This is a genomic window from Hadarchaeum sp. (SeqCode), assembly GCF_049969415.1.
Taxonomy (GTDB): Archaea; Hadarchaeota; Hadarchaeia; order Hadarchaeales; family Hadarchaeaceae; genus Hadarchaeum.
In genome coordinates this window covers 40,513-66,991 of sequence record NZ_JBMFOX010000002.1, presented here as the reverse complement: position 1 = coordinate 66,991, position 26,479 = coordinate 40,513, and the positions used below count along the sequence as shown (strand labels likewise).

The window sequence follows — 26,479 nt, the reverse complement described above, 5'->3', positions numbered from 1 at the left end:
GAGATGATTGACCTAGAAAAAACCCACCTGACCAAAAAACAGTTTGAAATTCTCAAGATGAGGATAGCCGGTAAAAGCCTCAGCGAGATCGCCCGAGAACTGCACACAACCCGGGCCAACGTTAGCTCAATAGCCAAAACCGCCGAGGAGAACATTAGGAAATCCAAAAACACGCTGAAGTTAATTGAGATGATAGACTGGCCCATAAAAATAGAAGCCAAGGCTGGTTCCAACGTGTACGAAATTTCAGAAAAAGTTTTTCACGAAGCTGATGTAAAGAAAATTAAGATATCTCACGATTACTCCGAAATCGTAAGGCTGATAACCAAGGTCCTCGGGACATCTGGCCTCAGACGCAGAAAGGCCCTTAAGGACTTTATCATCTTCGTCAGCGGTGACGGCAGAGTTGAGGTCTTCTGAAAGCCTACCTGCTAAAAGCCCGATAGGTGAGGTTCTCCTTTAAAGTGCTCAGAATCTCCGGCTACCGCCGTAACGTCCGCGGCTTTGATAACCGCCGCGCCTCGGTCTAAACGGTCTGCTTTCTCGTGGGTGCTCCGCGGCACTGAGGTCCACTTCAGTGTTAACCTCTTTCATCTCCTGATCCGTCTTCGTCATCTTTCCGTATTTGCCTATGTTCAGGCGCATGTGGCCCTGCACCAGAGATACGTAGCCATTTTCTATCGACAAAACATCCCCTTCACATACCGACCCGATCTGCTCCTGCCAAAGCGAGAGCAGGATCGTGCCCGTCTCGTCCCCGACCTGAGCGTCGGCTACCTTTTTTGGTTCTCCACCGAATCTGCCCGGTATTTCCTTGGGCTCTCCCACGCCAATCACCTTAACCACGAGGTTCACTCGCCTTGACTGCGGCGTGAGATCTTTTACCTTAACCGTTTGTGCCGAAGCACTTTCAGTCGCTGGTTCCATATATATGCCTGATTTCTTTATGGTCTCCCACTATAAATAGCGTGTTGGTAACGAAATCTAAAACCGCAAATTCCGAAATCAGTTTTTTATACCTCAAGATTAGTTTAAGATAAGTTGATAATATGGCGCCGGAGTTCAAAATAGAAAGGCTGCGGCACAACGGAGTCATCATCCCCAGCTACGAGCCAAAGGGGTTCTCCATTAGGTGGAGGGGAAAAACAATAAAGCTGACCCCAGAACAGGAAGAGATGGCCGTGGCCTGGGTCAAAAAGCTGGGAACTGATTACGTTAAGGACCCGGTTTTTGTGAAAAACTTCGGCGAAGATTTCTCAAAGGCCCTTGGCTTCAAAGATCCCGTTCCTATTGAGGAGTTCGACTTCTCTGAGATTATCCGCTGGGCCGAAAGCGAAAAGGCAAAAAAAGAAAGCATGAGCCGCGAGGAAAAAAAGAAGCTCGCCGAAGCGAGGAAGAAAGCCAAGGAGGAAAACAAACAAAAGTATGGATACGCCGAAGTAAACGGCCAACTAGTGGAAATCGCCAACTATACCGTGGAGCCTCCTTGCATCTTCGTGGGGCGGGGATTGCACCCGCTACGCGGCAGGTGGAAACCAAGGGTAACTTATGAAGATATCATCCTTAATCTCTCAGATGACGCACCAACGCCAGAAACTCCTCCCGAGCATAGCTGGGGGGGCAGGGTCTTCGAACCCGAGTCGCTCTGGATTGCCAAGTGGAGAGACAAGCTGACCGGCGAACTGAAATACGTCTGGGTGGCTGACAGCGCCTTTTTCAAACAGGAGCGGGAGAAGGACAAGTTCGACAAGGCCAATGAACTGGAAAAAAGCATCGACAAGGTCCGGAAGCACATAAACGAAAATCTGGAATCGGAAGATATCATGCGCCGCAAAATAGCTACCGTTGCCTATCTTATCGATACGCTGAAGATGAGAGTGGGTGATGAAAAGGATGAGGATGAGGCCGACACTGTGGGCGCCACAACCCTGCGGGGCTGTCACGTTCAATTCGAGGACTCGAACACGGTGAAATTCGATTTTTTGGGGAAGGACGCCGTGAGGTGGACCAAAAGCATCAAGCCCCCGCCCGTCGTCATCAGAAACCTGAAGTCATTTATCAAGGGACCCGACGAACCAATCTTCGACGGCATCCGCTCGGAGATGGTAAATGATTTTCTGGGCGAGGTGGCCCCATGGTTGACGGCCAAGGTTTTCCGAACCTACCATGCCACCAAGGTGGTCCGGGAGTGTCTTAACAAGAGCAAGGTGAAACCCGAGGACCCTGAATTCAAAAAGAAATATGTGGCCACCTTGGCCAACCTCGAAGCGGCAATCACCTGCAACCACAAGAGGAAGCTTCCGAAAAACTGGGAGACCTCGCTAGAAAAAAAGAAGGAGAGGGTAAGGACGCTTGAAACCAAACTGGAAGAAGTCATGAAAAAACCGAAAACGGCTGCGCGTGAAAAACAGATAAAAAAACTAAAAGAAAAGATAAAGGAAGCCAAGCTGAAGGTGGAGCTCGCGACCGCCACCAAAGATTACAATCTCGGGACCTCGCTCAAGAGCTACATCGATCCCCGGGCCTTCGTTAGCTGGGCCAAGAAGGTTGGATACGACTGGAGGAAATACTATCCCAAGACGTTACAGCGAAAGTACGCCTGGGCCGATGAAGATAACGACAATCCACCAAGCGGCCCGAGCGGTTAATTATATTCTTAAATCAGCCTTGGAACTCCTCGAATCCTGCAATCTGATCTAAATGCTTCTTTCTGCGGGTGAAGTGGAGCAGCTTTGCCGTCAAGTCAAATTTTTTGCGAGGATAACCCAACGCCAGAAGGGCAACCACCTTGTAGTGTTCCGGGATTTTCAAAATATCCTTAACCAAAAGCTCGTCAAAACTGCCCACCCAGCAGGTCCCTAATCCCTCCGCCGTGGCCGCGATGACCATATTCTGCATCGCGATGGAAACGTCGACCACGTGCCACTTTGGCGAGGCCTTGGTATCACCGCAGCCCACAATCACAACCGGGGCCTCCTTGATAAAGCCGGCGAACCTGCCGCTTTTAGCGATCTTCTCCCTCTTCTCGTCATCGGTTACCACAACGAAGTACCAAGGCTGAACATTCTTCGCTGAAGGTGCTAAACGGGCGGCCTCTAGAATTTTTTCAATTTTATCCCTCGGGACCGGTCTCCTTTCATACGACCTGATCGACCTCCGCAACCGAATGGCCTCAATGGCTTCCATCCCAACCACAATTTTGAGTAAGCTCTTGAATCTTATTTTTATTTCTGGTCGGGCGAACTAAACTCTTCTTACACATTATTTTTCAACATGCTGGGTCCATCTCGCCTAGAGTTAAGATGATTTCACAGCTTCATTAGGTCTTGGCCAAACTTCACCAAACCGAATGGCCGACAAAATTGGAAATCACATTAACCCTTTTAGAACATTTGACGAGATTAACTTTGATCGCATGGAGGCCCTAGACTACCTAGCCATGGCCGTTCTCGCTGCCGTTTTCATTGGCATTGGCTTCACCATGTATTTCAGCTACCAGCAAGGGGCTGCGGAGAGGGAATTTGAGTACCGAGCCCAACTCCTAGCTGAAAGAATCCAAGCCATGGCGGCTCAGGACGTGGGGTCGATTGAATATATCCAGATCTTCGTTCCGGCTGGCTGTGAACTCAGCTTCTCTGACAACGCAGTATCGATTAAAATCGGCGGTGTTGCAAAGAGTTTTCCCGTAGGCATTCCGGTTAGCGGGCCGGTCTACAGCGGGCAAAATTTAAACCTTATCATTCGCCGTGTTGAGGAGGGGGTGTATGTCGGCAAAACTTGAGGAAAAGGGCGCTCACAACCTTCCTCTGATAATACTGTTCGGCGCAATTCTGGCCATCCTTTTCGCCGCTCTGTTCCTTTTTGTCTACGACCAGCAGCTTAACGCCTTGGTTGACCAGCAGGCTGAATCGCTCGCGGATGAACTGGCCAAAACCGCCTTTGCCTCAATATCAGGCGGCCTGCACTCGATCAATCTACCCGAGTACTTGGGGGGCAGTACCTACTCCATAAGCGTAAAGGAAAACAGCATCTTTGTGGTGAGCATTTTGGCTGGAAGGAGGTCGGGTTCCTCTTATTCAGCCGTAGTTAACTCGACCATTCTTGTAGAGGACGGGAAATTCTCGCCCGGAGGCCAAGTCTATTTCATGTTCAATGGTGATGTGATCATCGCCAGCGCCTCACCGATCGAGGCCAAGGCGGAAAAAGTGGTTAAAATCACCCCCACCGAGCCCCCCGAATTTTATCACTTCTCCAAGCAGTTTCCCAAAGAGGCCGCTGCCATAGCCGCAGCCTACTTCAACGCCTTGGGATCACATTCAGGAGAAAACGTCATCGTGGTATCGTACGTGTGGGAAAATACAGACTCAATTCTGATAAAAATCAGGAAAGGTGACGAAACTACCATCAATCGCGCCGAAGGCAGGGAAAATCTAACCAAGGTCGGGGCTATCGAAAACTGGTGGGTTGTGGAACTTCTGGAAAATGTTGAACTTAAGGACAACTTTTCCTGGATTTCCTGTCCCTCACCAGACAACGCTTATCTGACCGGCTGGCTGTACTCACCAGAAGCGGTGCTCAAACATCTGAGATCGAGAACATGGAGCCAGGTCAGTGATAACTTGATCGTGGCCATACCCTCAGACGCAAAAATCCAAGCCTCCGCAGTGACCACGAACGTATCAACCTATCCTGTTTGGAGAGTTCAGTTCGGTAACTATAACATCTTTTACCAAATGCTTCCATGGTGGGAAGTGGAAAACACGCCGGGATTTGTATTCCAATCCTCGCCGGAACTCAAGCCGCTTATCTAATCCTAAGAGTACAGCACCACCTCGACCTCTTGCCCTGCCTCAAGCCTCTCAACGTTTTCCGGCACCATGACATACCCATCGGCCCGGGTCAGGGAGCTGAAAGCGCTGGAGCCCGTTATCGCTATCGGTTCGGCCAAAATTGCCCCCTTATCCCTCCTTAAGCTAACTCTTACCACCTCCAGCCGACCCAAGGTGGAGCTAACTTTGCGCGCCAGCTTAGCATGGATGCGGCAACGACCGTAATCCGGCGGCAAACACTGCATCGCCAGAAGGGCCGGTCTGACCAGAAGCTCAAATCCCACGAGCGCTGCCGCTGGGAAACCTGAAAGAGCGAAAACCGGTTTTCCCCGAACGATTCCAAAACCCGAGGGGCTCCCGGGTCGAGCTGCCACTCCGTGAAAAAGCAATTCACCGGTTTCGGCTATGGCATCGGGAACCAGATCCTTCTCCCCCACGGAACTGCCACCAGAAACGATGACCATATCGTAAACAGTGCTTCGGCGTAGAATCGTCTTGATAACTTCAGGATCATCTGGAGCAATCCCTAAACTCTTAGGCACAGCGCCACAGCTCTGAACGCATGCAGATAATGAATGGGTGTTTGCGTTGACCAACTTAGCTGGGGGCGGTTTTTTCCCAGGCTCGACCAGCTCACTGCCTGTGGCTAAGACACCGACCACAGGTCTTCTAACGACTTTTATCCTTAACTTGCCCATCGCCGCCAACAATCCTATCTCTGGCGGGCGGAGCAGCTGCCCCTTTGCCAAAGCGATCTCGCCAGCGCGGACATCCTCACCCCTGGCGGAGACGTTCTTACCTGGGGTTACAGGCGCGAAAACCTTAAGCCTAGTACCATCCAACTTAGTATTCTCAACCATCACCGCGGCGTCAGAGCCGCGCGGCATCACGGCGCCGGTCATTATTTTCGCTGCCTCGCCTTTTTTCAGACCAATCTTTGGCGGAACGCCGATTTCAACGGAGCCGACCACGCGTAGTTCTACTGGCTTTTGTGCGCTGGCCCCAAAGGTATCCTCCGCCCTGACTGCGTAGCCATCGACAGCGGAACGGTCAAATGGAGGAATATCCACTTCGGAAACAATGTCCTCGGCTAGAACGCTTCCTAATCCTTTTTCCAGAGGTATGCTTTCCGGATCGAGCGGTTGAACTTTCGAGAGTATTACCTTGAGCGCCTCCGAAAGCCTAGTGTACTGGGAGAACCCGCGCATCCTGACTGACATCTTACTCACGTGCATGCTTGATGATGTGCCCCAGTTCAGGAAGAATTATGCCCATGCCCGTCTCAACCGCGTTTGGTGCCCCAGGCAGGCAGAATACTGGTTTTCCCTTAATGATGCCTGCGGAGGCCCGTGTGAGCAAAGCAGGTGTTCCCACCATATCATAGCCGACCCTGCGAAGAATCTCTCCAAAGCCGGGGAGCTCCTTATCATAGAGCGGAGCCACTGTTTCAATTGTTACGTCTCTCCGCGCGACTCCCGTGCCTCCGGTAATTATTATCGCGTCAATTCTGGCATCGGACACGAACCCCGTCACGGCCCGGCGAATCTTTACCTTTTCATCGGGGACTATCGTCCTCACCGCCTCGTGGCCGGCCTCGCGAGCCTTCTGTACGATGATCTTGCCCGAGATATCCTCATCCAATCCCTTCGCCATTGCCGCCGATCTCGTGTCGCTGACCACCAACACGGCTATCCTGAGCTTTTTCGGCGCTTTTTTCCTGTGCTCTTCGAAACCCAACCTTTCACCTTCTTGACCACGCGAATATCCTCGAGGCAAGTTGTCTGATATTGGCCGGCCTCATCCTTCTCCAAACCCTTTACCATATCCCAAACGCTGAGAAGCGCCCCAATCACTCCGGCCAAGGCCTCCATCTCAACTCCGGTCTTCCCGAGGCTCCTTACCTCCACCTCGGCACGGACACCGTTCTCTTCGATTTTAAGGTCAACGTCAACGCCGGTTATCGGAATGGGGTGAGTAAGTGGAATCAGTTCGGTTGTCCGCTTCACAGCCATTATCGCCGCCGTCTGTGCGACCGCAAGAACATCTCCCTTCGGGACTTCCCTAGCCTCTATTTTTTTCAGGGTTTCCGCTTTAAGTCGGATAAGGCCGCTGGCCCGGGCCATTCTGGGTACTGCCTCCTTATGCCCTATGTCGACCATGCGAACCATGTCATCACTTTAGAGAAATCACTGAAACAAAATATAAGTTTGGGTGGTGTTAGAATCGGGCAAAAAATTGTTGACCCAGTGGCGCTAGTAGTACATGGGGCTGATGTGGCGCTCCTCAACCGGCATCCAAATGAAGGTTTTCCCAATCTTTTCGCGCTTAACTCTTCCCGAACACTCCAGATGCTTCAGAACCCGATTGACTTCTCTGACCTTCCAGTTCAGGGCCTTGGCGATGTCAGCTGAACTGTACAGCCCGAATCTCCTAACGACAAACTCGACAACGCTTCTCTTGATCTCCATGGAAAGATCTTCCTCACTCTCGAAATCGTCTTCATCTTCTTCTAGGTAAATCGGGGCCTCCCTCATTCAAACCACCAGTAACAATTATTTAGCTGGTCCTTAATTTAAACTGCGCCTCGGTGACTAACTCTTCAAAAACATCCTCCGCCACCACATCGCCCAAACCAATACCGGGACAGTCCTCAGCAAAATTGAAAACGTATTTTTCATCTTTTTTACAAACCGAAAAGGGATAAAAACGACAAACCAAGGGGCGGATGTCATAAATCCGACATGCTTTACCATCTAAAAAAATACACTTGCCCCCGCGCTTTTTCATCCTGTATTGGTAAATTCCTTTGTTTGAAATGGGCGTGGCGAAGGAAAGTGGGTTCAAGCCGGTCCTTTCGGAAATCTCTTCCACCTCACTCTTGGTCAGAAGCAAATTTCTACCACGGTGCGATGTGTCACCACAGCATCTGGCACATCGCTGGCACTCAAAGCGTACGTTTCTCGGCACTAGAAGATGCATAGTTAAACATCTTAAGACATAACATTTAACTTTTTCGTTTTTAAATTGATTTAAAACCAAAGTTTTACGCGGTTCAACGACATAAATGAGCGACTGCTGCAATAAACTAAAAAAACATTGGAGGACTATTTGTATCAATGTTCTTGAGGAGAATTTTCAGCAAACCGCAACCACCCGAACCTGTTCTGGAAAGGCTAGACCCAGATTCCCTGCGAAACCGTGCCACAAGGATGAAGGAGGAAAAAATCGAAAAAAATAAGCCGCAACTGGCCGCACTGGTTGTAGAGATTAATAAAATACGTACCCCGCTTTCTCTTAGCCTGAAAGATCTTTATCAATCGGAGCCAGAGGACGAGGTTCATCACGGATTGGTAAAATCGGCAACGGAGGCGAGAAAGCTCTTTTACGAAAAGATTTCGCGGGCCATCGCCAATATGGAGTGCCCGCAAGAGTTCACTGCAGATTCTCTCCTTAAATTCAACGAAAAAATTTCGAAAGCGACCTCCATTATCGCCGATGCGATGAAAGCGCATGGACGCTATGTGCGAGCAGTTTTTGGAAAAAAATACGCTGAGTTTGAGTTCCACCTGCGCAAACTGAACGAGTTAATCATTCAAACTCAACCAACCCTCAACCACATAATCGTTGAAATAAACGCTTTAGATGGACTGATTTCGGAAATTTCGTCCTATAAGCTGACCCAAATGGAGATGGAAAGGATCAAAGGGAACATCGCCCATTTGCAAGATAAAGTCAAAAAACTTGAGATCGAAATCAACGAAATTGCTTCTCAAATCGCTCGGATTAAAGTAAGCCCGGAATTCAAAAGGGCAACTGATTTGGCAGGTGAACTTGAGAGAACACGGCACGAAATAAGCAAAGCGAGGGAAAGTACCGTCTGCTTGATTTCCGAGCTAAACCGTCCATTCCGAAAGCTGGAAAAGAGCTTAAAGGCTGGTGAACTTCAGACGGTTCCTGAATTAGAGAAGATACTGGAAATTTGCATAAACGAACCTGGAGAGCTAATCTCCTCAGAAGATAACCTAAACGCTTTTGATAAACTTCTTCGGAGAACTCTCGAACTCGCCGGTTGTGGTAAGATAGGTCTAGACAAACGAGAAATGAAAAACCTAGAAGCCGCAGCACATTCTCTGCCCTCTAGGTTAAAGGAAGTCAAGAAGAACCTAGCTATGCTGATGGAAAATGCTGAAAATATGAAAAGGGATTCCGAAAATCCCTTATTTGAAGAAGTTGTTAAACTTGAAAACCTGATAGAAAAGCTGGAAGAGGAGCGAAAGGAATCCCTGCATGCCATTGAACAGCTCGAAAGTAAAATCAGAGATATGCTCGAGGAGCTGGTTTCTAAGAAGAATGTTCTGCAGAAATCGGCCGGTGAACTCCTCGGCACAAAGATAGAAATCACTTCTTAAAATCCGTGTACCCGCATTTGCCGCAGGACCATCGGTTTTTGTGGTCCGCCATAAAAACTCCCGGCCCACAGCGGGGGCACTGAGGTCTCTGACGCTTAACCGATTTTCCATCCAACTTGTAGAGCTTTGATTTCGATGCCTTAACCTTCTTACCCATAGTTAACCCTCTCCTTTACCTGACTCACTTTTTGCCGGCGGCGCCTTTTTCTCCGGCTTAGCCTCAGCGGCCTTTTCCTCCTTAGGCAATCCGCGCTTTAACAAATACTTGGGCTCCATCGCCTCCAGTTGCTCGCGCGTGTTGTAAACCCGCGCCACACCTGTTGCCATCTGGCGGCCGTGCGTGCTGGTCAACCTCTCGATTACCAAGAGGTCTTCGGACGTTCCCAGCAGGGCGGCTAACTGCGACTTGACCTCAAGTCGCCTTGGTGTCGGTGCTCCGGCGTGATCTATTCTAAACTCAACCTCGACCCGTTTAAGCAATGGGTTTTCTGTCCTCTTGATCACTTCAACTTTCATTTTCATCCCTTTCTTCAATAAGGCTATACTAAAATAAACTCAACGTTTTAAATTATTTGGCCTGAGGCACCATAGTAGAGCCAGCCGATAGTCCTAATCACCTCACAAAATGGCTCAGAATCTCACGAAACTCTTGACGCTTTTTTTCATCGACCTCAACTAAAACAACCCCTTGTCTAGGTTGCCCGTATACCACAACCGACCCATCAGGCGAAGTGAGGACCGCAGGAATGGTGGCGAGATCCTCCTCACCAACCACGATTATCTTGGTGGGAGATTTTGCTGACTCCAGCGCCCGCCAAAGCTCCGGAGTTATCGTGGCGGCAGGATTTTCGACTTTAACCACGTTGGCCTCAAAAGAATCTATTAGAGATTTGATCTTCTCGTTGACCGGAGACCTCATTAGGGTTAAATCCACCACGGCGATGTCGGGCTTAAATCCAGCGCTAAGAAAGCAAGAGGTTACCATGTCGCCAACAGTAATCAACCGGGTAGGCCTAACCTTCTGGATGTGGTAAAAAACATCGGTAATATGAGTAAACAACCGACCTAGCGGGGACTGAAGTCTCGGACGCAAATTTTCGGGCAACTTCAGCGGTTTATTCTCACACATCTGGATCAACATCGTTTGATTTATAACTTCAATTAAATACATCGTTTGAGCTGAATAAAATGGATGTTTTTTCCCAAATGATGGAGCCCGTAAGGCTGGCAATCCGGGAACTGGGTATAAACAGCCCAACCAAGCCTCAGGAGCTGGCCATCCCCGCGATTCTAAGCGGAAAAAATGTGCTGTTAATTGCGCCCACGGGGACCGGAAAAACCGAGGCCGCCATTTTTCCGGTGTTCAGCCTCCACCTCTCACAGAAACGAGATGCCGGAATCGAGATACTCTACATCGCGCCGCTGCGGGCGCTTAACAGGGACATGCTCAAGAGGCTTATGCGCCTCTGCAAGAATTTAGGGATTACCCTTGCAGTCAGGCACGGGGATACAACGGCTGGTGAACGACAGCAGCAGACAATTGAACCACCAAATATGCTAATCACGACGCCGGAAACTCTTCAAGCCATAATCCCGGGCAAAATTATTGGAAAGCACCTGAAAGCCGTGCGCTGGGTAATTGTAGATGAAATACACGAGCTGGCCCCGGACAAACGAGGTGTTCAGCTTGCCGTAGGTCTGGAACGACTCGCTAAAATCGCTGGAGAGTTCCAGCGCATTGGACTCTCGGCCACTGTTGGTTCAAAAGACGAGGTAGCAAGGTTTTTAGCCGGCTCGAATCGCCACGTAGAGATTATAGACGCCTCAATGGAGAAGGAGATTAAAATTAAAGTTGAGAGCCCAATCCCCTCCAAAGATGACGTTGCTCTTGCGGAACGTCTCTATGTAGAACCTACGATGGCGGCTAGGCTGAGAAGACTCCATGAACTAATTAACAAATATCGTTCAGTCCTGATCTTCGTCAACACGAGGGAGACGGCGGAAACGCTAGGATCTCGGTTAAAACTACTGGACCCATCGCTGAAGGTAGGCATCCATCATGGCTCCTTAGCCAGGGATATCAGAATAGAGGCCGAGGAGGGATTCCGTAGCGGCCGTTTGAAGGGTCTCATCTGCACCTCCTCTATGGAACTTGGAATAGACATCGGGGCGGTAGACTTGGTTATACAGTACATGTCACCGCGACAGGTGGTCAGACTGGTCCAGAGGGTAGGACGCTCAGGTCACCGTGCGGAGGCCATTTCCGAGGGAATCGTAATTGCAGCCAACCCGGATGACATTGCTGAGGCGATGGTCATCGGCAAGAAGGCCATGTTAGGTGAACTGGAGTTGGAGAAATTCCACTTTCTGGCGCTGGACGTGCTGGCCCACCAATTGGTTGGGATCTCCTTAGACCAAGGCAGGAGTAATATCGAAGAGACGGTCACGTTGTTAAGGAAAGCTCAGCCTTACCGAGATCTAGACGTCGATTCCGCCCAACTTGTCCTGAGACAGCTTGGCTCCGAAGGTATGGTGCGGTTGGAAAAAGATAGCTTCAGCCTCCGCCGGCCCGGATTTTCTTATTATTTCACCAATTTGTCGATGATACCGGACACCCGGCGCTACACTATAAAGGACATCGCCTCCAGAAAAACCGTTGGTTCCTTAGATGAGGAATTCGTCGCCTCCTGTGGTGTTCAGGATTTAAATTTCATAATGAAGGGCGAAGTCTGGAGGATAATCGAGATTGACGATGAACGGAGACAGGTTCTAGTTGAGCCCAGCAACGACCTTCTCGGAGCCATCCCTGCTTGGGAGGGAGAACTAATCCCGGTTCCATTTGAAGTCGCTTTTGAGGTCGGTTCGCTCCGATCAAAAATCTCCCAACTTCTCAAGGAGGGTAAAAACTTCGAAGAGATAGTCGCAACACTTTGCCGAGAATATCCCGTAAACGAACCAGCGGCGGGTTGGTTGGTGGAACAGGTCAGCGAGCAGGTCACCTCAGGAGCGGTCCCCTGCCATGATTTGCTACTTATTGAAACCAGCGAGAATTTCTTGGTCCTGCACGCCTGCTTCGGCAGCCTCGTCAATCAGACCCTGGCGCTGGTGATTGCGGCCTTGCTGACGGCTAGAATTGGGGCGAGCGTCGCGGTTAAAGTTGACCCCTACCGAATCGCCTTCAAGTTGCCGATTGAAGCCGATCCAAATCTCGTTAAGAATATTATCACGGAACTGAAACCGGATTACCTGTTGCCACTCCTGAAAATAACCTTAAAAGACAGCTCCATTTTCCGCTGGCGTCTGGTGCAGGTAGCGAAGAGATTCGGGGCAATAAAGAGGGACGCGGAACTAGGCCAGATAAACCTACGCCGTCTAGTGAAACATTTTGAAGGCACGCCAATTTATGAAGAAGCCCTAAAGGAGACGATGATCGAGAAATTGGACGCCGAGAAAACAGTGGAAATATTCAGGCTGCTGCAATCCGGAAAAATCAGGATTTCCACGTTTAGCGGCGAAAGCCCGACACCGTTGGCTTGGCCCGTTCTGAACGAAATCTCGGGTGGTGAATTAATCCTACCCAAGCGAGCGGAACGTGAGATTGTCCGTGCGCTAATGCGTCGCTTGGACCAGCAGGTCGTCAGGCTTTACTGCCTTAACTGCAATGGCTGGTCTGCTACCACCCGCGTCGGCCGCGTTCAGGATCCGCCCGTCTGCAAGAAGTGCGGGGCCAAGCTGATCACCGTGCTGCCAAGAGAGAGCAATTTGGTTTTATCGGCAATAAGAAAGCAAGCTGCTGGAAAAAAGCTCAACAAGGAGGAGGAACGCCTATTGAAGAAGGCTTTTCAAGCCGCGAACTTGGTCCTGACCTATGGTAAACGGGCGATAATCGCTCTCTCCGGCCGTGGCATCGGGCCGCAGACGGCGACCAGAATTCTCCGCAACAACCCATCGGATGAAAAATTTTACCGAGCCATACTCCAAGCGGAAAGAATTTATTCCCGCACCAGGCGCTTTTGGGACGCCTGAACGGCATTTCAGCTACTCGGAAGAGGACGATACACCTCCGCACACGAGAAAAAGAAAGGGCGGTCTCATGCTCCTTAAGATATGGAACTGATTTCAAATCCTGCGTCTAATCCCAAATCTTTTACAACAGATTTTCCAACTGTTCCAGCTTTGGCTCTATCGTTATCGGTTTCTCAACCACCTTCAATGCTGTGGCCACGTCCTTGAGACCTCCGCCCGTGATCTCAACCACGACCACGTCAGACGAGGAGATGACGCCTTTGTCCAGTAATCTAATCAATCCCGCCAAACCTGCAGCGCCGGAGGGCTCGGCGAAGATTCCCTCGCTTCTAGCCAAGCGCTTAACAGCTTCTAGTATTTCTGCGTCGCTGACGGCCTCGGCAGTACCATTTGAACGCTTAATCGCAGGGATTGCCGTGTCGGCGTCCCAAGGATAGGGATCGACCAACCCGCCCGCAACTGTCTTCGGATTGGGCCACGTAGGTATCTCATAAGGCAGTGTGCCTTCCCTGAACGCCTTGACGATGGGTGCACAGCCTTCTGCCTGAACCGCGACGAGCCTAGGCACTTCTTTTATCAGCCCCATCTCTTCGAACTCAAAATAGCCCTTAGCAGTACCGGAAAGAAGCGTGCCGGCACCGGTGGGAACAATTACCCAGTCAGGTGCTTGCCAATCCAGTTGTTCGCAAACTTCATAGGAAATCGTCTTCGAGCCCTCAGGTTGGTAGGGGTTAAAGGCCCCCCCACTAGGTATCGGATGCCAGCCGAACTTTCTCCAAGCCTCACACATGAGTCTATAGGTCGGGTCCCCTTCTCCGGTCGCCTGGGGCTGGACGACGTGGGCTCCGTGCATCAGCAACTGGGCCACTTTGCTCTCCGGGGCACCAGCGGGAACAAAGGCGTGACATTTGATCCCCGCCTTGGCCGCATATGCGGAGAGAGCTATGGCAGCATTGCCGCTTGAAGCGCAGACCACCGCGCGGGCACCAAACTCCACCGCCTTCGACACCCCCACACTCATGGGCCGATCCTTGAACGAGGAGGTCGGGTTCCTAGTCTCATCCTTTAGGTACAGCTGCTTCATCTTCAGCTCCTTTGCCAGATTTTTCGCCAGAATCAGCGGCGTGCCTCCCTCTCCAAGCGAGACGATGTTTTTTCTATTCATCAAAGGCAACAACTCAAAATATTTCCAAACCCCTCCCTTTCTTTTGACCAGCTCCTTTTTGCTGACACTCTCTGCAATAACCTGATAATCATAAATCACCTCAAGCTTCCCGCCGCACTTCTCGCAGACGTAGAGATTCTTAGCTGGCCGATGCACCTTTCCACACCGGAGACATCTGAGCTCTGAAAAGGGCAATATTTCACCTCCGCCCCCTTTGCACCCTAAGATAATGAAGTGCCCTGTAGTTTTAAATGCCCCGACACTCAAACCTGTATGGGAGATGGGATGACAGTTGATATCTGGATTGAAATATTTCTGGTCGCAATCATCCTAATTCTTCTGGGCTGGATACTTTACTCCGGTGGCGGGGCACGCCAGCGCAAGTTACAACAGGAAATCGAGGCCCAACGCGAAGAGCTGAGGGTGCTGAGGGAAGCTAACGAATCGTTGCGTAACGCCCTTGGGCTCAGCGAAGAGGGCAAGCTGAGACGCTACCAAGAGCTCTTCCAATTCATCAGGGACCTGGAGAGCCTTCGGGGAGCCATTGCTGGCTCGACCATCTCTCAAAAGGTGCTTCGCAGCAAATACGGCGATGTGGAGGGCTTCGAGCTTCTCACCAGGATAATGGACGCTAGGCCCAACATAGACCCGGCGGTGAAGAGGAGGATAGCCGACGAAATTCTGGTGGGCGAAGCCGGGCGAACGATAATGAAAGCTCTGGATAAGGGGGCATCGATAGATCGAGCGGCTTCCGCTGCCGGCATGCCACTAATCGTTGCCAAGGGCCAGATAAGAAGGCTCCAGATACTGGAATACTTGGATTCCCGACTCAAACCGACGGAGCTGGGACGTAAGGCCTTGGAATAAAAGCTGGAATAGACTCTTTTCTGATAACCCCGTAAAGCGTAAAAAGCAACGCAATAGTTTATACTGGGATAAAAATGGTTAACCTCGGCCGAAATTTCAAGAACTGTCTCCTGATAGAACACCTCGACGAAAGGGAAAGGCTCGCCTTCATAAAGGGGAACCTAGACCTAAAATCGATTAAACCTGAAGTTTTTAAAAAGGCCACTTTGAACGTTGAACGGCAGATTAAAATCATCACCGATCTCGGGATGCCACACCTTGAAATCGAACTTGACGCCACCGACGCCTACTTGGACTTTTACCCTGAAAAAAGGAAACGGATCAAAGAACTCGCCAACTCAAACGGAATAACCTTGTCCGTAAACCTGCCCCACTCTTTCGCCAACGGTGGCATCGGCTCGCTCCGGGAAGAAGACAGGGAAGCCGCAACAGAAATCCAGAAAAAACACATCCAACTGGCCGCCGATGTCGAGGCTAAATACGTAAATCTGCGTCCAGGAAACGTCCCTGCAGAAAACAGGACTGATAATTATCGAGAGATGGTACACAACGCCTTAATCAATAGCCTAGTGGAACTCGGAAAGTTTTCCCGGGAGCTAGGTTTGGCCCTTCACTTGGAGAACAACACTGCCTTTGAAGGCATCTGCAGCGAAATCGATGAATGTCTCAAACTGGTGAAAAAGCTCAGGGAACAGGACCTCCCTATCTACTTCAACTTCGATATAGGAAATTGGCTGACCAATGCCGAATTTACCCACCAAACGCCACCACAACCGGAAAGCGCTCTTGAACCAATACCGCCCGATTACATCAAGGAGCTTCATTTGAGCGACTACGTTCCCGGAGAAATGACCCTACGACCGCCATTGCATCTGGAATGGGGGTTACTAAAACATTACAACCTCGAGCGCTATGCGAGGCTGGCTAAGATAAAAAGGGCAGAGACCGTCGTCGTGGAAACGGAGGTCAAAAGCATCGAACAGGCGATAAATTATAAGGAGATTCTCCGCAAGGAAACTGACTACTTGCTCCCCATCTTTGGCTAGCTGCCTAAAAATCTTGATTATCTGAGTAAATTAGCGATCTCCTCGTCAGAGAGTTCCCGGTAACCATTTTTATCGATGATCGCCACCACTGTTTTTTCACCCGTGGCTGCGTCTCTCTCGATGGCCGTTTTTATCGACTGCGCCGCCAGCTTAGCACATTCCTCCAACGACATGTCCTCTCGGTACATTTGCTCGAGGACCCCGTAGGCAATCGTCGACCCCGTTCCAGCGCTGGCAAACTTCTCCTCCTCAATCTTCCCGCCCACCGGGTCAAGGAAATACAGGTTGGGTCCCTCTGGGTCTATGCCGGAGATAATGCCGGCGACAATGTAGGGAAAAGCCCGCCTGCCGAAGAGGAGGTTCGATGCCACCTGCACCAAGCCCTTTGTCGTGATGTGGCGGCCTTGATTCAACCGATAGAGGTTGGCCTCGGCCCGGAGCAGGCTCACAAAGCTCTGAATATCTCCAGAATTTCCCGCAATCGCGGCACCGATGAAATCGTCAAGCTTAAACAACTTAGGAACCCTCTTGCTGACCACAAGGTAATATGAAGTACCGCGGGTGTCCGATGCCAGCGCTATGCCTTCCTTGCATCTCAGACCAACTACGGTACCGGTGAACCCAAACATGAAGATCAAAATTAACTAAACCCACAGGTTATAATAATTATCGTCTCCCCGCTGCTCGGCTTTTTCACTTATTAAAAACCATCCCGCAAAGCACCGCTGGGTAAAACATGGCAAGAAACATGGCTAAGCTGAGCCTGATATGTTCCTTGGTGGGCTTGGCCGCCATATATGCGGCCGCGATCTCGAACAGGCCTAGAATCACGCCAATCGCTAGCCTGAACGAGAGCTTCATCGGTCTTAGGGTCTCCGTGTCGGGACAGGTCATCGACTATCGGGAACATGAGGCGGGGCACCTCTTTTTGAAGGTGAAGGATAAGTCCGGCAGCCTCGTCAACGTGCCGATTTTCTCCCGAACCCGTGCCCAACTTGAGGACTTAATTGAGCTGCTGGACAACGTGGAGATAACGGGGGAGGTCGCCCTCTACCAAGGGGAGTTTGAAGTTATTCCAGAGGAAGCTGAAGACATCAAAGTCGTGCATACAGCGCCGGTGGCGTTGTCCGAAATCACCGAGGCAAACGCCGGCTCTCCAGCCAAGGTCCAAGGTGTAATCTCCAAGCGTGAAATCGTTGGGAGCGGAAATCTGGTGCTGACGCTACAAGATGACGGTAACCTGATACAGGTCTTCATTCCGTCTTGGATTGTCGAAGATGGCTTGCCCGAAGTGCACGTCGGTGATACCGTCCGAGTGGACGGCTGGGTGCAGCTCTACAACGGAAAAGTCGAGCTGAAGTTAACTAGCGCCTCGCATTTGCATGTGATCGAGGATGCCTAGATGCTGGAAACGCTCGCCCACGTCTTGGCGGGTGTGGCTCTAGGGACCCTGACCGGTCTGATTCCGGGCCTTCACGTCAATAACCTAGCTCCGATTCTAATCGCTCTTTCCACCGGTGCCTCGGCGGAGATGGCGGCTCTGATAGTCGCCATGTCGATCACGAACGCTTTCATCAGCTACATTCCGGCAACCTTTTTGGCGGCCCCGGAAGAAGGCAACGAGTTGTCCGTGCTGCCCGCACACCGGCTTCTTCTTGAGGGTAGGGGGTATCAGGCAATAAGGCTCACAACAACCGGGTGCCTAGGTGGAGTGTTGCTGTCCGCGGCTCTGGCCTTGCCACTCATGCCCGTCATCGGACCGATTTATGCCGCCATCAGGCCCCAGATGCACTGGTTGCTTCTCGCTGTCGCCGGAATAATGATTTTTCTAGAGCGCTCCTTGAGGAAAATTGTCTGGGCCGCGGCGATCTTTTTGATGTCTGGATTACTCGGTCTTTTTTCACTGGACACCGGACTGATGCCTGCAGACTCCTCTCTGCTGCCCCTGCTTTCCGGCCTTTTCGGAGTTAGCGTGCTGTTGCCCAGCATCTTCAACTGCAGCTCTCTTCCGGAACAGCATACTGAAGATGAACCGGTGAATATCAAAACGGGATTAAAACCCGTGTGTGCGGGAGCCGCTGCAGGAATTTTGACCGGAATCGTGCCGAGCATCGGTCCGTCACAGGGAACCGTGCTGGCCCAGCTGGCTGTACGTTCCAAAGGCAACGAAGAATTTCTAATATCAGTGAGCAGCGTGAACGTCTCCAAGGCAGTTTTCTCCTTCGTTGCCATCTTCGCCATCGGGAGGGCCAGAAGCGGGGCCGCGGTTGCCGTCGAGAAGATCATGGATACAGGGACCATCACCCCGCTACTAATCATCGGCGCGGTTTTACTTGCTGGAGGAATCGCAGCAAACCTGCAGCTCCAGCTGGGGAAGCTTGCCGCAAGATACATAGACCGTTTTCCCTATCGTGGCCTCGGTATCACCGTCATGGTATTCATACTCGCACTCACCATTCACTGCTCCGGAGTGATGGGAATTCTGGTGCTCGCCACCGCCACGGCCATCGGGATTTTGCCCGCCGTATCAAAGGTCAAAAGGACCCACGCCATGGGAGTGCTCATGGTACCCTGCATCCTCTTCTTTGCTGGTGTAAAAGGCAGCGCTTTGGACATCCTCGGCCTCTAAGCACCACCAAAAAATTATTCGCTTTCTAAGCCACCCAGATGAATGGTCTCCCAGTGCACCCTTCCCTGTTCAATCACCTGCTTTAATTTCCGCTGTAGCGGCGTGAGATCGGCGCTCTTGCCCGTCTTGATGTCAACGAAGACCACCCCTTTTGGTTCTCCCTCCTTGTAACCCTCGAAAACCACATAATCCACAGGGGAACCCAGAAATCTTGCGTCGGCGGGTTCATACTTGAACATGGGCAACAGCGGGGCGAGCTGTTCGGCTATCTTTCCCTTGAGCACGGCGCGGCTTCTCTCGAGGACCTCCTGTCTGATCCTTTCCTCAAATTCTGACTTCCAGCGCTCAAACCGAATCGCCAGCTGTCCCCTTAAGTAGATGAAAGCCAAGGCGATTCCCAGCAGCAGCCCCAGAATAAAAATTATTACTTCAATGATCTGCTCACCCCCTTCAATAAACCACGGTTTTGAACCTCCAAGAGCCTTTCCCACGACAGTTTATTATAGGGGTGCTCAAATAGATTCTTGAACCAAAAACGTTGACGGGGCGATGAGGGTGAAACTGATAATGCTGGGAGCACCGGGATCGGGCAAAGGCACCCAGACCTCAAGGCTAAAATCAATATTTAACATCCCGGCCATCTCCACGGGAGACATCTTCAGGAATGAAATTAAAGAAAGTACGGAGCTGGGCAAAAAAATTAAAAAATATTTGGACAGCGGTCAGCTGGTTCCGGACAAAATCGTGATTGAAGTGATAAGGGAAAGGATCAATCAGCCCGACTGTAAAAATGGTTTCATCCTTGACGGCTTTCCCCGAACGCTGGAACAGGCCAGGGCCCTAGATGAGATCGTGAAAATAGACGCCTGCATCAACTTGTCGGTACCTAAGGAGATCATCGTGAAAAGGCTTTCGGCGAGAAGGGTCTGTAAAAATTGCGGGGCGGTCTACAACCTCCTTGTACTAAAGCCGAAGGTTGATGAAATTTGCGATAAATGCGGCGGACCTCTTTATCAGAGGGACGACGATAAAGAGTCGGTCATCGAGGAAAGATTCCGGGTTTATGAAAAACAAACCGAACCTCTGCTGGAATATTACAAGAAAAGGATACCGGTGATAACCGTCACCTGCAACTCCGTGGATGCCCCTCCAGAGTTGATTACTGAACAAATCGTGGCAGGATTGAAAAAACTGAATTTGGTAAGCTAAAAATCAAACTGATAGCAAAACCAAGCCCAATAATACCGCGCCGATACCAATTTTCTGGTTAACCTCCATCATCTCCTTGAAAAATATCCTAGCCAGCACAATGGTCACCAAGGGAAAAGTTGCCGCAACTGGAGCCACGATTGCCGTGAACTCTAAGGACACTCCGGCTCCGTAGGACAAGAAAGCCGCGGCCTCTAAAAATCCAACCATAATCACCAGAGGTGCTACATTCCTCGGATAGGAGACATCCCTCTTCGCAAAGCCTGCGTACAGCAACAAGCAGGACACGGTGACAGCTTTGACCGCTAAAACAGGCAAGAACCAGCCACATCCAGCGACAAGGATATCGAAGAAAATGTAGTGCACTCCCCAGGCCACCATCGACACTGCCGCAAACTGCACCCCGGCGGCGATGTTTTTCAACCTAAGACCAAAGAGGTCCCGCAATCTGAAAGAAATCAGAAAAATTCCAGAAATGGTAAGAACAACGCCGGCGGCCTGCAATGAGGAAAGAGTTTCTCCGAGGAAAATTAAGCTCAGAATGACGGTAACTACGACCCAGGAAGCTGAAACGGGACTGACTATGGAAACCTTCCCGACCTGTAGTCCCTGATAAAAAGACAAACAGGCGACCACGTTAAGAAATCCGGCAAGCAAAATAATCCCAATCATGTCAATAGTGGGGGTGAAGACTCCGACCAAGAAAGAGGTGAAAATCAAAACCAGCAGGCCGATAGTTTGCCCCCAGACAAGCGTTTTGAACACTCCTACGTTTCTAATCGCTCTGGCCGCAAAGAAATCGGCTATGCCCCAAGAAAGCATCGCCACCAACCCAAAAGGCACCCCTGCTGAGATGTTCATCGGATCCCTCCTGATTTCGACCTCCAAAATAAGTGGCGGCGCGCCGATATTAAGTTGGTTCAAACCTTTTACAAACAGAGGTTCAACTATCTTTTCGGATGTCGAAAGTGGAACTGGTTCTGCCTGCTGGCAATGAGCTGTGCCTAAGGGCCGCGGTAAAAAATGGAGCCGACGCCGTCTATCTCGGCCTGAGCAAATTCAACGCCAGAATGTTGGCCGAAAATTTCAACGAGAAAAACATCTTCAGTGCCGTGAATTACTGTCACGAAAGAAAAGTCAGGGTTTACGTGGCATTCAACACCCTAGTCAAAAATGATGAACTTGAGGACTACTTCAAGCTGATTAACGTGGCCTATTCTGCTGGAGCTGACGCCATCATTATCCAAGACCATTGCCTCATCCCGTTGATCAGGCAAAACTTCCCCGGTCTGGAGATCCATCTTTCCACGCAGGCAACAACGGTCAACAGCTATTCGATACCTAAGGGCATCGACCGAGTCATTCTCGCTAGGGAGCTATCCTACGGGGAAGTAAAGGCCATGTCTCAAAAATTCCCCACGGAAGTCTTCGTCCACGGGGCACTTTGTTTTAGCTACAGCGGGCAATGTCTCTTCTCCTCAATCGCCGGTGGCAGGAGCGGCAACAGGGGAATGTGTGCCCAGCCCTGCCGGAAGAAATACAACAACAAGTATCCGCTGAGTACCATGGACCTCTGTCTATTGCCAAAGCTTCCCGAGATAATCGAGGCCGGCGTTAAGTCCCTGAAGGTCGAGGGGCGGCTGAGGGGCCCGCTCTATGTAGCCACGGTGGCTCGCATCTATCACAAATACATCGACGCCTATTATCAGGGGAATTTCAAGGTTGATAAAAAGGACATCGAAGACCTCATGGTCGTCTTCAACAGGGGGTTCACCACCGGCTTCGCCTTCAACGACAACATCGTGGACTCAAAAAGTCCGAAGAACCGGGGTCTGTTTCTTGGCTGTATCAAGGGCGGCAAGTTGAGACTAAGGGCCGGCCTGAAAATCGGCGATGGGGTGGCCATCTGGATCAACGAGGAAATTCGGGGATACAAGGTAGGCAGAATTTTAAAAGACGGCGTTGAGGTGGAACAGGCTTTTGCCGGTGACGAGGTTGAGATAGACACTAGGGGAGCGGATGACGGCTCCCTGATATACAAAACCTCATCTGTTGACATTAGGCTTGAACTGGGCGATGAAATAAAACCTGTAAAAGCAACCTTGAAAACGAACAAAATCACGCTGCCCAGCTTTAAACCAGTTGAAAACAATTCGGCTGTCAAAATCTTTGCTAAGGTCTACAATCGCGAAATGGCGATAGCCGCCGAAGAAGCTGGTGCTGACGTGGTTTACTACGATGTCCTCAAGGAAGATTGCAGGGAAGTTAAAAACTTGGTGAAGAAATCTAGATTCTTCGTCTACACCCCGCGAATAATCTCGGATCAACGTCTGGTTGAAATCGCTGAAGAAATAAAACAAATAGGCCCCGAAGGTGTGCTGGTCGGTAATCGGGGGCTGTTGCCATTTTTGAATGGGATCGACATCCACTTGGATTATTCCTTCAACTGTTTCAACGACGTCGATCTCAGCTGCTACCCGGGCATCCCCATCATCTCTCCAGAACTAAATTTCCGAGAAATGGTCTCGCTGAAGAACAAGCGTTTCATCGTGATGATCCACGGTGACATCGTATTAATGAACAGTAGGCAGAAGTTGAAGGCCAAGGAACTCATCGACGAGCAGGGCAGACGTTTCAGGGTCAGAAACAACCACGGCATAACAGAAATACTAAACTGGAAACAACTGGGTTTGTTCAACAAGGCTCGCGACTACGTCCGAGCCGACATAAAATATTTTTATATCGACGTAGAGAAGGACGTCGATAGGTTCATACGCATCTATCGAAAAATATTGAACTTCGAACCATTTGACGACTGCAAAATAAGGAAAGGTTATACAACGGGACACTTTAACCGGGGAGTAATTTAAGTCTGGCCGGTGGAATCATTTCGAACCAGATTTCATGATGCCACGGAGATAAATCAAAGAAGCGGCCAGTAAGATTGCCCCAATAACGACAAAAATAATCCTGTCCGTCAAGGCCAGAATTCTAAAGCCCGACTGCCAGATCAATCCAGCACCTAAAACTGCGAGAACGGGGAGGTAAGTTATGACAGAGTTTCCGCCGAATTTTTTTGTAAGGTAGTCTCCCATTAGCGGTAGGTAGGATATGGTGAGAACGGCACCGCCGATGAGCAGAATTAAATCGGTCAAAAATGAAACGGTGTAAAGTTTTGAGCCTTCCAGCATCAAAAATACTCCAGCCACAAGAACCAGAAGGGCTACCAGCGGTCTCTTCACCCGGGCACCGAAATTAATTCTGAACCTATCTATTTAAAGTTGAAATTAAATCCACCTGATTGGTCGTGCTCAGATGAAAGCCGCCGTTCTCTTCACCGGGGGAAAGGACTCAACTTACGCCACCTATCTCTCCCTCAAAAGGGGGCTGGAAGTGAAATACCTCATCACGATGTTCCCCAAGAACCCCTACTCTTGGATGTTTCACTCAGTAAACATCGAAGCCACCAAGCTACAAGCTGAGGCCATGGGGATCAAACAGATTATCCGGCAGACGCCCGGTGAAAAAGAGAGCGAACTCAGGGACCTTAAAGAGGCCATCGAAGGGGTGAGGAAAGAGATAGAGGGAATCGTCAGCGGAAGCATCTCCAGCTCGTACCAGAAAAACAGGATTGACCTAATCGCCAGAGAGCTGGGCCTAGTTTCCCTTTCTCCTCTCTGGGGATCCAACCCTATTGAAATCCTTTATAAGATGACTAAAACAGGATTTGAAATCATTATCACCAGCGTCTCCGCCCAAGGATTTGACCAGAGCTGGCTGGGTAGGAGAATCGACGAGGGGACCATCGAGGACCTGGAGAAGTTGAGTAAAAAGTATGGGATAAATCCTAGCGGCGAGGGCGGGGAATATGAGAGCTTCGTTCTAGACGCGCCTCTTTTTAAAAAAAGAATTGAAGCCGTAAATGTGGAAAAGATCTGGACGGGGACCAATGGGTATTTACTTATCAAGGAAGCTAAATTTGTGGAGAAGTGAACCATGAGAACCGCGCTTGTTTACTCGGAAAAATATCTGGAACATAACCCGGGCCTAGGTCACCCGGAAAGGCCAGAACGTCTGAAGGCAATCGTCAACGGGCTGAAGAGGTTCAATCTCTGGCAGACGCCGGAAATCGGGGTAATCGAGCCTCGCCCCGCCAAGCCCGAAGACATCAAACTGGTCCACGACCCCGAATACGTCTCACTCGTGGAAAAAATGAGTGCAATGGAAAGGCCGATCGACGGCGACACCCCTACGAAAAAAAATACCTTTGAGCTGGCGCTGCTCGCCGCCGGTGGGGCGATTGATGCCGGCACCATCGTGATGTCAGGCCGGGTCAAAAATGCCTTTGCCCTAGTGAGGCCACCGGGCCACCACGCTGGCCGAAGCCGCGGCGGAGGTTTCTGTTACTTCAACAACGTCGCGATAATGATTGAACGCCTGAAGCGAGACTTCAAACTGAAACGGTTTTTTGTGCTCGACTTCGACGCCCATCACGGGAACGGGACGCAGGAGATATTTTATGATGACCCGAGCGTGCTCTACATGTCACTGCACCAGCACCCGCTGACGCTCTACCCCGGTACCGGATTTCCCGACGAGATTGGTGAGGGCAAAGGCCGTGGGCTAAAGGTCAACGTACCGATGCCGCCAGGCAGCGGTGATGCGGAATACTGGGGGGCAATGAGGGAAATCTTCATCCCGCTCTGTGAAAAATTTAAGCCGGAGTTCTTCGCCGTTTCAGCGGGATTTGACGCCCACTTCGACGATCCTCTGACTGGACTGCATCTATCCACCCAAGCCTACGGTTGGCTGTCCAGCACCGTGATTGACCAAGCGGAGAAGTGGTGTAAGGGAAGGGTGGTTTTTCTCCTCGAAGGTGGATATGATCTAGAAGCCCTCGCCAGCGGTGCTGTCTATGTAGTTCGAGCAATGCAGGGTGAAAAATTCGCTACTCCGGAAGTAAGAAATCATTTGAAAGTAATCGATGAGGTAAAAATGGCCCTCTCGGAGAAATGGTCGCTATAAAGTCCCTAACTCCTTAGCTATCTCTCCTACCAGCTCCACGAACTTTTCTACCTCGCTCTCCAGATTGAAATAGTGAACCGAGGCGCGGGCGGTGCCGTTGATCCTCAGATGCCTGAAGGTGGGCTGGGCGCAGTGGTGCCCGGAACGAACGGCGATCTTGGCCAGTTCATCGAGCATGGAGGCCACCTCGTGAGGGCTGAGCCCGCTGATGTTGAAGCTAACCACCCCTCCGCGCCGCTCCAAGCCTCTGGGACCGTAGACTTCAACTCTGCTGTTTTCCGCTATCTTAAGCATGCGCCTAGTAAGCTCCATCTCCCTCTCCGCAATTTTATCAATGCCAATGTCCATCACATACTCGCAGGCCCTGCCCAAGCCGATGATGCCCGGAATGTTCGGCGTCCCGGCGTCGAAAATCTGAGGGGGATCGACAAGCCTGGCGCTGTGCAGGTCGACATCCTCCACGATTCCCCCTCCTGTCAAAAGAGGCTCCAGCGCGGAAATCTTGTCCTCACGGGCGTAAAGGAAGCCAGTTCCCTGCGGACCAAGGAGGCCTTTGTGCCCGGGCGCCGCCATGAAATCACAGCCAATCTTGCGAACGTCAACGGGCATATGCCCTACCGACTGCGCGGCATCGACTAAGTAAAGGACCCCATAATCCCGGGCCAACTTACCGATTTCCTCAACCGGCTGTACGCTGCCGATTGCGTTAGAAACATGGTGGGTGGTTATGAGGCGGGTGTTCCGGTCAATCGCTGCCTCGAACTCGGCGGGATTAAGCAGACACTCTCGGGAGCTCCCCACCACCTCCAGCTTCACCCCACGCTCCCTCTCCAGCCGCTGCCAAGGCAAAAGATTGCTGTGGTGCTCAAACAAAGACGTTATTACCTTGTCGTCCCTTTTCAGACCCAGCCCGCGGGCAACGAGGTTTATGGCCTCGGTCGTGTTCTTGGTGAAGATTATTTCATCAGGCTTGGCGCCTATGACGCGGGCAACCTTCTCGCGGGCCGCCTCGAATTCTTCAGTGGCACGCTTGGCCGCCCGGTGCAAACCCCGACCCACGTTTGCGCTGAACTCGTGGTAGTAACTCAACATTGCCTCAATCACCGGCTCGGGCGTGGGTGTGGTGGCGGCATTGTCCAGGTAGATAATTCCCGTGCGCAAAAACGGTATATCCGCCCTAACCTCATCAACGCTCTTGGTCAAGATTTCCGCCCCACCCCATATTCAAGTCTAAATTATCCTTACTGCCTTAATCTGTTTTCCCTAACAACCGC

General features: G+C 50.8%; 30 protein-coding genes. 14 read left to right on the top strand and 16 right to left on the bottom strand.

The features are described from left to right. Nucleotides 1-3: 3 nt before the first annotated feature. The gene (locus ACP5PX_RS01080; protein WP_428083113.1) at nucleotides 4-420 is read left to right on the top strand and encodes a Tfx family DNA-binding protein; all 417 of its coding nucleotides are present in this window, start codon (nucleotides 4-6) and stop codon (nucleotides 418-420) included. 48 nt (nucleotides 421-468) lie between these two features. Here ACP5PX_RS01080 and ACP5PX_RS01075 read toward each other — a convergent pair whose 3' ends face one another. Beyond that, complete coding sequence (locus ACP5PX_RS01075; RefSeq protein WP_428083111.1) at nucleotides 469-927, bottom strand: single-stranded DNA-binding protein; 459 nt, start codon at nucleotides 925-927, stop codon at nucleotides 469-471. A 122-nt stretch (nucleotides 928-1,049) separates the two neighbouring features. Between ACP5PX_RS01075 and ACP5PX_RS01070 the strand changes: the two genes are divergently transcribed. Then, on the top strand, nucleotides 1,050-2,648 hold the full coding sequence (locus ACP5PX_RS01070) for a DNA topoisomerase I (protein WP_428083109.1): 1,599 nt from the start codon (nucleotides 1,050-1,052) through the stop codon (nucleotides 2,646-2,648). A gap of 13 nt (nucleotides 2,649-2,661) precedes the next feature. On the opposite strand, the gene ACP5PX_RS01065 is transcribed toward ACP5PX_RS01070, so the two are convergent. Next, nucleotides 2,662-3,186 carry a nitroreductase family protein gene (locus ACP5PX_RS01065; RefSeq protein WP_428083107.1) on the bottom strand — a complete coding sequence of 175 codons (525 nt, stop codon included), beginning with the start codon at nucleotides 3,184-3,186 and terminating at the stop codon, nucleotides 2,662-2,664. Nucleotides 3,187-3,415: 229 nt separating this feature from the next. On the opposite strand from ACP5PX_RS01065, the gene ACP5PX_RS01060 reads away from it, so the two are divergent. Together ACP5PX_RS01060 and ACP5PX_RS01055 are read left to right on the top strand one after the other, a co-directional pair. Continuing rightward, nucleotides 3,416-3,781: a hypothetical protein gene (locus ACP5PX_RS01060; RefSeq protein ID WP_428083105.1), complete on the top strand. Its 366-nt coding sequence runs from the start codon at nucleotides 3,416-3,418 to the stop codon at nucleotides 3,779-3,781. Then, nucleotides 3,765-4,811 carry a hypothetical protein gene (locus ACP5PX_RS01055; protein WP_428083103.1) on the top strand — a complete coding sequence of 349 codons (1,047 nt, stop codon included), beginning with the start codon at nucleotides 3,765-3,767 and terminating at the stop codon, nucleotides 4,809-4,811. Before ACP5PX_RS01060 ends, ACP5PX_RS01055 begins: the two co-directional genes overlap by 17 nt. A gap of 2 nt (nucleotides 4,812-4,813) precedes the next feature. Here ACP5PX_RS01055 and ACP5PX_RS01050 read toward each other — a convergent pair whose 3' ends face one another. The 5 genes from ACP5PX_RS01050 to ACP5PX_RS01030 all read right to left on the bottom strand — a co-directional run bounded on the left by ACP5PX_RS01050 (nucleotide 4,814) and on the right by ACP5PX_RS01030 (nucleotide 7,808). Then, on the bottom strand, nucleotides 4,814-6,049 hold the full coding sequence (locus ACP5PX_RS01050) for a molybdopterin molybdotransferase MoeA (RefSeq protein WP_428083101.1): 1,236 nt from the start codon (nucleotides 6,047-6,049) through the stop codon (nucleotides 4,814-4,816). A gap of 1 nt (nucleotide 6,050) precedes the next feature. Continuing rightward, nucleotides 6,051-6,566: a MogA/MoaB family molybdenum cofactor biosynthesis protein gene (locus tag ACP5PX_RS01045; protein ID WP_428083099.1), complete on the bottom strand. Its 516-nt coding sequence runs from the start codon at nucleotides 6,564-6,566 to the stop codon at nucleotides 6,051-6,053. Then, complete coding sequence (gene moaC / locus ACP5PX_RS01040; protein WP_428083097.1) at nucleotides 6,518-6,997, bottom strand: cyclic pyranopterin monophosphate synthase MoaC; 480 nt, start codon at nucleotides 6,995-6,997, stop codon at nucleotides 6,518-6,520. The genes ACP5PX_RS01045 and moaC overlap by 49 nt, the downstream gene beginning before the upstream one ends. 84 nt (nucleotides 6,998-7,081) lie before the next feature. Beyond that, entirely contained in the window at nucleotides 7,082-7,363 is a 282-nt protein-coding gene (locus ACP5PX_RS01035; RefSeq protein ID WP_428083095.1) for a hypothetical protein, read from the bottom strand. 22 nt (nucleotides 7,364-7,385) lie between these two features. Then, nucleotides 7,386-7,808, bottom strand: a complete 423-nt coding sequence (locus ACP5PX_RS01030) for a YkgJ family cysteine cluster protein (protein WP_428083093.1) — start codon at nucleotides 7,806-7,808, stop codon at nucleotides 7,386-7,388. A 230-nt stretch (nucleotides 7,809-8,038) separates the two neighbouring features. Here ACP5PX_RS01030 and ACP5PX_RS01025 point away from each other — a divergent pair, with 230 nt between their 5' ends. Beyond that, nucleotides 8,039-9,238: a hypothetical protein gene (locus ACP5PX_RS01025; protein WP_428083091.1), complete on the top strand. Its 1,200-nt coding sequence runs from the start codon at nucleotides 8,039-8,041 to the stop codon at nucleotides 9,236-9,238. Here the strand turns inward: ACP5PX_RS01025 and ACP5PX_RS01020 are convergent. From ACP5PX_RS01020 to ACP5PX_RS01010, 3 genes are all read right to left on the bottom strand, one after another. Beyond that, nucleotides 9,228-9,395 (bottom strand): 30S ribosomal protein S27ae, encoded by a 168-nt coding sequence (locus ACP5PX_RS01020; protein WP_428083089.1) that lies wholly within the window; start codon nucleotides 9,393-9,395, stop codon nucleotides 9,228-9,230. The two genes, ACP5PX_RS01025 and ACP5PX_RS01020, sit on opposite strands and share 11 nt — an antisense overlap. A 2-nt stretch (nucleotides 9,396-9,397) precedes the next feature. Next, nucleotides 9,398-9,754 carry a 30S ribosomal protein S24e gene (locus ACP5PX_RS01015; RefSeq protein WP_428083087.1) on the bottom strand — a complete coding sequence of 119 codons (357 nt, stop codon included), beginning with the start codon at nucleotides 9,752-9,754 and terminating at the stop codon, nucleotides 9,398-9,400. A 97-nt stretch (nucleotides 9,755-9,851) separates the two neighbouring features. Further along, nucleotides 9,852-10,367, bottom strand: coding sequence for a GTP-dependent dephospho-CoA kinase family protein (locus ACP5PX_RS01010; protein WP_428083085.1), 516 nt, complete (start codon nucleotides 10,365-10,367; stop codon nucleotides 9,852-9,854). A gap of 59 nt (nucleotides 10,368-10,426) precedes the next feature. On the opposite strand from ACP5PX_RS01010, the gene ACP5PX_RS01005 reads away from it, so the two are divergent. Continuing rightward, nucleotides 10,427-13,264, top strand: coding sequence for a DEAD/DEAH box helicase (locus ACP5PX_RS01005; RefSeq protein WP_428083083.1), 2,838 nt, complete (start codon nucleotides 10,427-10,429; stop codon nucleotides 13,262-13,264). 121 nt (nucleotides 13,265-13,385) lie between these two features. On the opposite strand, the gene ACP5PX_RS01000 is transcribed toward ACP5PX_RS01005, so the two are convergent. Continuing rightward, entirely contained in the window at nucleotides 13,386-14,624 is a 1,239-nt protein-coding gene (locus tag ACP5PX_RS01000; RefSeq protein ID WP_428083081.1) for a threonine synthase, read from the bottom strand. 90 nt (nucleotides 14,625-14,714) lie between these two features. Between ACP5PX_RS01000 and ACP5PX_RS00995 the strand changes: the two genes are divergently transcribed. Both ACP5PX_RS00995 and ACP5PX_RS00990 read left to right on the top strand, forming a co-directional pair. Next, nucleotides 14,715-15,296: a hypothetical protein gene (locus tag ACP5PX_RS00995; protein WP_428083079.1), complete on the top strand. Its 582-nt coding sequence runs from the start codon at nucleotides 14,715-14,717 to the stop codon at nucleotides 15,294-15,296. Between the two features lie 74 nt (nucleotides 15,297-15,370). Beyond that, nucleotides 15,371-16,342, top strand: coding sequence for a sugar phosphate isomerase/epimerase family protein (locus ACP5PX_RS00990; RefSeq protein ID WP_428083077.1), 972 nt, complete (start codon nucleotides 15,371-15,373; stop codon nucleotides 16,340-16,342). A 17-nt stretch (nucleotides 16,343-16,359) separates the two neighbouring features. Here the strand turns inward: ACP5PX_RS00990 and ACP5PX_RS00985 are convergent, their stop codons facing one another. Next, entirely contained in the window at nucleotides 16,360-16,971 is a 612-nt protein-coding gene (locus tag ACP5PX_RS00985) for a proteasome subunit beta (RefSeq protein ID WP_428083075.1), read from the bottom strand. A gap of 107 nt (nucleotides 16,972-17,078) precedes the next feature. Between ACP5PX_RS00985 and ACP5PX_RS00980 the strand changes: the two genes are divergently transcribed. Together ACP5PX_RS00980 and ACP5PX_RS00975 are read left to right on the top strand one after the other, a co-directional pair. Continuing rightward, nucleotides 17,079-17,744 carry an OB-fold nucleic acid binding domain-containing protein gene (locus ACP5PX_RS00980; protein ID WP_428083074.1) on the top strand — a complete coding sequence of 222 codons (666 nt, stop codon included), beginning with the start codon at nucleotides 17,079-17,081 and terminating at the stop codon, nucleotides 17,742-17,744. Beyond that, a complete protein-coding gene (locus ACP5PX_RS00975) occupies nucleotides 17,745-18,971 on the top strand; it encodes a tripartite tricarboxylate transporter permease (RefSeq protein ID WP_428083072.1) in 1,227 nt (408 codons plus the stop codon). A gap of 14 nt (nucleotides 18,972-18,985) precedes the next feature. On the opposite strand, the gene ACP5PX_RS00970 is transcribed toward ACP5PX_RS00975, so the two are convergent. Beyond that, on the bottom strand, nucleotides 18,986-19,462 hold the full coding sequence (locus ACP5PX_RS00970; protein WP_428083070.1) for a Holliday junction resolvase-like protein: 477 nt from the start codon (nucleotides 19,460-19,462) through the stop codon (nucleotides 18,986-18,988). 64 nt (nucleotides 19,463-19,526) lie between these two features. On the opposite strand from ACP5PX_RS00970, the gene ACP5PX_RS00965 reads away from it, so the two are divergent. Beyond that, a complete protein-coding gene (locus tag ACP5PX_RS00965) occupies nucleotides 19,527-20,180 on the top strand; it encodes an adenylate kinase (protein ID WP_428083202.1) in 654 nt (217 codons plus the stop codon). A 3-nt stretch (nucleotides 20,181-20,183) separates the two neighbouring features. Here the strand turns inward: ACP5PX_RS00965 and ACP5PX_RS00960 are convergent, their stop codons facing one another. Continuing rightward, a complete protein-coding gene (locus ACP5PX_RS00960; RefSeq protein ID WP_428083068.1) occupies nucleotides 20,184-21,104 on the bottom strand; it encodes an EamA family transporter in 921 nt (306 codons plus the stop codon). Between the two features lie 35 nt (nucleotides 21,105-21,139). Here ACP5PX_RS00960 and ACP5PX_RS00955 point away from each other — a divergent pair, with 35 nt between their 5' ends. Further along, nucleotides 21,140-23,050 (top strand): U32 family peptidase, encoded by a 1,911-nt coding sequence (locus ACP5PX_RS00955; protein WP_428083066.1) that lies wholly within the window; start codon nucleotides 21,140-21,142, stop codon nucleotides 23,048-23,050. A 15-nt stretch (nucleotides 23,051-23,065) separates the two neighbouring features. Here ACP5PX_RS00955 and ACP5PX_RS00950 read toward each other — a convergent pair whose 3' ends face one another. Continuing rightward, nucleotides 23,066-23,422 carry a hypothetical protein gene (locus ACP5PX_RS00950; RefSeq protein ID WP_428083064.1) on the bottom strand — a complete coding sequence of 119 codons (357 nt, stop codon included), beginning with the start codon at nucleotides 23,420-23,422 and terminating at the stop codon, nucleotides 23,066-23,068. A 73-nt stretch (nucleotides 23,423-23,495) separates the two neighbouring features. On the opposite strand from ACP5PX_RS00950, the gene ACP5PX_RS00945 reads away from it, so the two are divergent. Further along, nucleotides 23,496-24,173 carry a diphthine--ammonia ligase gene (locus ACP5PX_RS00945; RefSeq protein ID WP_428083062.1) on the top strand — a complete coding sequence of 226 codons (678 nt, stop codon included), beginning with the start codon at nucleotides 23,496-23,498 and terminating at the stop codon, nucleotides 24,171-24,173. Between the two features lie 3 nt (nucleotides 24,174-24,176). Further along, entirely contained in the window at nucleotides 24,177-25,205 is a 1,029-nt protein-coding gene (locus ACP5PX_RS00940) for a histone deacetylase family protein (protein ID WP_428083060.1), read from the top strand. On the opposite strand, the gene ACP5PX_RS00935 is transcribed toward ACP5PX_RS00940, so the two are convergent. Beyond that, entirely contained in the window at nucleotides 25,200-26,408 is a 1,209-nt protein-coding gene (locus tag ACP5PX_RS00935) for an aminotransferase class V-fold PLP-dependent enzyme (RefSeq protein ID WP_428083058.1), read from the bottom strand. The two genes, ACP5PX_RS00940 and ACP5PX_RS00935, sit on opposite strands and share 6 nt — an antisense overlap. Nucleotides 26,409-26,479 lie beyond the last annotated feature (71 nt).

Excerpts from the sequence above, each read along its gene's own strand:
- ACP5PX_RS01020 (WP_428083089.1), bottom strand. The coding sequence starts at position 9,395 with ATGGGTAAGAAGGTTAAGGCATCGAAATCAAAGCTCTACAAGTTGGAT.
- ACP5PX_RS01065 (WP_428083107.1), bottom strand. The coding sequence starts at position 3,186 with ATGGAAGCCATTGAGGCCATTCGGTTGCGGAGGTCGATCAGGTCGTAT.
- ACP5PX_RS01055 (WP_428083103.1), top strand. The coding sequence starts at position 3,765 with ATGTCGGCAAAACTTGAGGAAAAGGGCGCTCACAACCTTCCTCTGATA.
- ACP5PX_RS01015 (WP_428083087.1), bottom strand. The coding sequence starts at position 9,754 with ATGAAAGTTGAAGTGATCAAGAGGACAGAAAACCCATTGCTTAAACGG.
- ACP5PX_RS01025 (WP_428083091.1), top strand. The coding sequence starts at position 8,039 with ATGAAGGAGGAAAAAATCGAAAAAAATAAGCCGCAACTGGCCGCACTG.
- ACP5PX_RS00995 (WP_428083079.1), top strand. The coding sequence starts at position 14,715 with ATGACAGTTGATATCTGGATTGAAATATTTCTGGTCGCAATCATCCTA.
- ACP5PX_RS00990 (WP_428083077.1), top strand. The coding sequence starts at position 15,371 with ATGGTTAACCTCGGCCGAAATTTCAAGAACTGTCTCCTGATAGAACAC.
- ACP5PX_RS01070 (WP_428083109.1), top strand. The coding sequence starts at position 1,050 with ATGGCGCCGGAGTTCAAAATAGAAAGGCTGCGGCACAACGGAGTCATC.
- ACP5PX_RS01030 (WP_428083093.1), bottom strand. The coding sequence starts at position 7,808 with ATGCATCTTCTAGTGCCGAGAAACGTACGCTTTGAGTGCCAGCGATGT.
- ACP5PX_RS01060 (WP_428083105.1), top strand. The coding sequence starts at position 3,416 with ATGGAGGCCCTAGACTACCTAGCCATGGCCGTTCTCGCTGCCGTTTTC.
- ACP5PX_RS01035 (WP_428083095.1), bottom strand. The coding sequence starts at position 7,363 with ATGAGGGAGGCCCCGATTTACCTAGAAGAAGATGAAGACGATTTCGAG.
- ACP5PX_RS01005 (WP_428083083.1), top strand. The coding sequence starts at position 10,427 with ATGGATGTTTTTTCCCAAATGATGGAGCCCGTAAGGCTGGCAATCCGG.
- ACP5PX_RS01075 (WP_428083111.1), bottom strand. The coding sequence starts at position 927 with ATGGAACCAGCGACTGAAAGTGCTTCGGCACAAACGGTTAAGGTAAAA.
- ACP5PX_RS00945 (WP_428083062.1), top strand. The coding sequence starts at position 23,496 with ATGAAAGCCGCCGTTCTCTTCACCGGGGGAAAGGACTCAACTTACGCC.
- ACP5PX_RS00955 (WP_428083066.1), top strand. The coding sequence starts at position 21,140 with ATGTCGAAAGTGGAACTGGTTCTGCCTGCTGGCAATGAGCTGTGCCTA.
- ACP5PX_RS01080 (WP_428083113.1), top strand. The coding sequence starts at position 4 with ATGATTGACCTAGAAAAAACCCACCTGACCAAAAAACAGTTTGAAATT.
- ACP5PX_RS00940 (WP_428083060.1), top strand. The coding sequence starts at position 24,177 with ATGAGAACCGCGCTTGTTTACTCGGAAAAATATCTGGAACATAACCCG.
- ACP5PX_RS00985 (WP_428083075.1), bottom strand. The coding sequence starts at position 16,971 with ATGTTTGGGTTCACCGGTACCGTAGTTGGTCTGAGATGCAAGGAAGGC.
- ACP5PX_RS01010 (WP_428083085.1), bottom strand. The coding sequence starts at position 10,367 with ATGTGTGAGAATAAACCGCTGAAGTTGCCCGAAAATTTGCGTCCGAGA.
- ACP5PX_RS00975 (WP_428083072.1), top strand. The coding sequence starts at position 17,745 with ATGCTGGAAACGCTCGCCCACGTCTTGGCGGGTGTGGCTCTAGGGACC.
- ACP5PX_RS01050 (WP_428083101.1), bottom strand. The coding sequence starts at position 6,049 with ATGTCAGTCAGGATGCGCGGGTTCTCCCAGTACACTAGGCTTTCGGAG.
- moaC (WP_428083097.1), bottom strand. The coding sequence starts at position 6,997 with ATGGTTCGCATGGTCGACATAGGGCATAAGGAGGCAGTACCCAGAATG.
- ACP5PX_RS00980 (WP_428083074.1), top strand. The coding sequence starts at position 17,079 with ATGGCAAGAAACATGGCTAAGCTGAGCCTGATATGTTCCTTGGTGGGC.